Annotated in this window: 2 protein-coding genes and 2 pseudogenes; all 4 read right to left on the bottom strand. The window is 36.8% G+C overall.

Annotation, left to right across the window (positions count from 1 at the left end; translation table 11 throughout):
- Positions 1 to 384: 384 nt before the first annotated feature.
- Positions 385 to 765, bottom strand: a pseudogene (locus tag AC1DUW_RS23805) (hotdog domain-containing protein).
- 80 nt (positions 766 to 845) lie between these two features.
- A complete protein-coding gene (locus AC1DUW_RS23800; protein ID WP_053346169.1) occupies positions 846 to 1,832 on the bottom strand; it encodes an MBL fold metallo-hydrolase in 987 nt (328 codons plus the stop codon).
- 246 nt (positions 1,833 to 2,078) lie between these two features.
- Positions 2,079 to 2,411, bottom strand: a pseudogene (locus AC1DUW_RS23795) (3-methyl-2-oxobutanoate hydroxymethyltransferase); the annotation flags it as partial.
- A gap of 397 nt (positions 2,412 to 2,808) precedes the next feature.
- A complete protein-coding gene (locus AC1DUW_RS23790; RefSeq protein ID WP_477643620.1) occupies positions 2,809 to 3,366 on the bottom strand; it encodes a hypothetical protein in 558 nt (185 codons plus the stop codon).
- Positions 3,367 to 3,451: the final 85 nt, after the last annotated feature.

Raw genomic sequence — 3,451 nt, 5'->3', positions numbered from 1 at the left:
ACATAAGGATTATCAATGGCAGTTAATTTTTGATCTCGCCACACCATCTCTAAAACATCTTGTGGTATTTCTTCTGTCTCTGATATCTCATATACTTTTCCGTTTAAATCAAAACTAAAAATTCCTTGTTTTACTACGTTTTCAATGGCTTTACGTTTTGTATTATCCAATAAACGTGGGTATCGACTTTAATCCCTAACAGCAATCCAAATTCATCTTTTCGCAAACCAGTTATGACTGCATCAGCGTATTGRTAATTAATAACCTTATCAAGACCTAGATTAAAAATATCCTAATAAATAAAGGATAGTACATATTTTATATGACTAATATGTATTGTCCTTTTATTCAACAAAAGCCCCAGTTGAAGAATGTATAAAGAATTTAACGTATTACACCTGAAAAATCCCCTTTTAATACTTCTATCTCATTTTGATTTTCACATAAAAAGGATGCAATAATAGCTGTTCTATCTTTTTCTTGCCTTTCGTATTTTTCAATTTTTACTTCACAAATGATTGTATCACCCGTAAACACAGGTCTTAAAAAACTCAAAATTCATAGTACGAGCCATTACGTTATAATCTCCACCAACTTTTTTTGGTAGAGTTGCCGTTAATAACCCCTGAACGACAAGTCTTCCCTGTTCATCTGGGGTTATATGATGAATCCCTTCATTTCACCTGAAATCTCGGTAAATAATTCAGCATCCCTTAATGTAAAAGTCCGTTCAAACGTAATTATATCTCCTAGTCTTATTGGCATATAAATCTCCTCCTAAAACGTTCTGTTTTTCAGCAATCCCTATTGAAACCAGACAGTTTTCCATTCACTTCCCAATTCTTTTAGTTATGTAGAAGATCTTGAGGTTTCCAATCTTTTGGCTTTATGTTTTTTTTCATCCATTTCTTTTGTGGTGCTTGGTATGGGGTGGTGGCGATTAAGTGATTATTGTGCCAGCTTGCTGCCCCGGAACGAATCATTTCATCGAGGAGGATTTGAATAAACTCTTCTGGCTGAAGCTGGAAAGAGTAGCGTGCAAAATCTTGGAACCAGCCACAGTTTAGTAGGTAGTTATTGATTTCTTCTTTTGACAATCCATTTTTAATGATTAATGTAAATGAAAAAATCCTCTTGCAGGCATGCCATGAAACTTTTCCTGGCATCCTGAGCCACTTTTCAAACCGTTTTCTAGCTGCGTCAATGGCAGCCAGAGGATTCTCTATTTGAGGTCCATGTCCAGAATATGCCTGTCGAATACTTAGTGTGGACAACCGATCCAAACTTTCCATAGATCGTTGGATAGAGGAAACACCTTCTCGAAAGATGTTTAACCATCCGATATCATTTTTGTGGAAGAGATCCCCGCAAATTAATATCTCATCTTCTGGTTCATATAAAGAAATATGTCCTAACGTATGCCCCGGTGTGTACAAGACCTTTAAAGTTCTACTTCCTGTAGGAATTTCATCGTTATCGGAGAGTTTTTTATCGACTCGATAAGGTTCTACGGGCTGATCTAACCATTCTGCACTACAGGCTTCAGGGTCACAAGAATTAATTAAATCAGCTTCCCATTTATGAGCAGCAATTGTAACACCATAATTTTTTTGAAAATGAAAATTCCCTCCTATATGGTCACTATGATAATGAGTGTTCACAATAAGATGTAATTCTTCTGGTGACACGCCTGCTTCTATCAATAATTGCTCTGTTTCTATCGCATCACTCCCAAAACCAGTATCAATAAGGATTGGGAGCTGATCATTAATTAGAGTCATGTTTGCACTTGGAAATTTTCTTTCAAAGAAAATAATACTTGATTTCTTCATAAGGTCTTCCTCCTTAAATACAATGACTTACCAAAATACTCAGCTTATTAGTATATTTATTCTATAAAATAGGTACTACTTCCTTCATGAAGTTAAGCACCCATAAGAGAAAGAAGAACACAGATTAATTAAAGCTGACCCTCCTTATAAAACCCAAATTCTATTGATTTAACAGTTCAATATCAGCATAGTCCTCTTTTGGGCCTAACTACATTGGTTCTGAGTACTTTACCTGTAAAGTTGTAATTATCTTGATAGCTTACCTCCATAAAATACTTTCAGTTCCTCTTCCTTCATCGTAAAAGAATGTTTTTCTTCAGGAAAACGTTTATTCTTCGTATAAGCTTGAATTGATTCCAATATAATCGTATTCACTGAATGGTATTGTTTCACAAATTTAGGGACCCGCTCAACACCATAGCCTAAAATATCATGATAGACGAGAACCAGGGCATCCACACCCAACCCAGGACCGATTCCAACCACAGGAATCGAAAGGGCTTTGGAAACTTCTTCTGCAACTTGTCTTGGAACACATTCCAATAAGATGGCAAATGCCCCTGCCGCTTCACATTTCTTACAACAAGCCAAAGATATATATCGTGAGAATTAATAGGGTTACTAATAATGGAATTGACTTGTATTTTGGGTGGGCACGTGGAGATCAAAAGTTTCTTACATACTAATTTTATGAATAGGTCTTATTGATTCGCATTCAAAACTTAAGGAAACATAAAACAATCTGTTCTCTAGGCTTTTGATTAACTATATTTTTAAACGGAAGAGAAAACAAGACTCACCAGATTATCCGTTTCGGGCAGCCTTGTTTTCTTATTCGGACAGCCGGTAGTCGTTCGCCCAGCTTGTATAATAACGACTCGTTTGCAATAGGGTCTCTACGCGCAATATAAGTATCCGGTAGATATTGACTAGGTGATATTAGACGTAAACATCACTATCATGTTTGCTACCTAAATTATAGAAGATAAAATGTATTTCCATCAGGACCAAGCGGCAAGTGTCCATCTTCAAGCAATTCTACAATATATGAAAACGGGTTTACATCACCAGTAAGCTCGGCTGTACAAGCAAGAACACTTATATACATGGCATGTCCAACGAGGAACTTGATTGCTTTTTCATCCCTAAATACATTCAATGCTTGTTTATATGCTCCATGAAAAACGGCCTCAGGTACTTTGTCCACGATATCGGCAAGTAGTTTTTCATTTCCAGCGGCATCGATCTTTTCCTTAAGTTGATCTGGTAAATCCTTCAGAACTTCCCAAAGTATACTGCTTTCAAACGTAAGACGGCTGACTGCTTCTGAAACCTGTGCTGCCGAAAGCCACTTTATTTTATATTCACTGACGCCAATTGCACTCATAAACTGCTCTACTTTTTTCTCTGCTTCATTACACTTTACCCCGGCTTGTGAATACCAGTCTATAGATGTAAGTCGCTCAATCATTTCATTAGCAGACCGTGCGTCTGTACCGTACTTTTCTTCATTGATTATTCCGGCTAAAGCCATTTTAGTCCGCTCCTTTCATATCTTCCGTTTTATCAGGACGACTGGGATATCCCTGCAACCCATTATCTGTTAATATTTTGTTGTT

The sequence above is a fragment of the Peribacillus sp. P4_C12 genome (genome assembly GCF_056402095.1).
The sequence above is the reverse complement of the archived record's forward strand: the minus strand, read 5'-3'. Positions and strand labels throughout refer to the sequence as shown.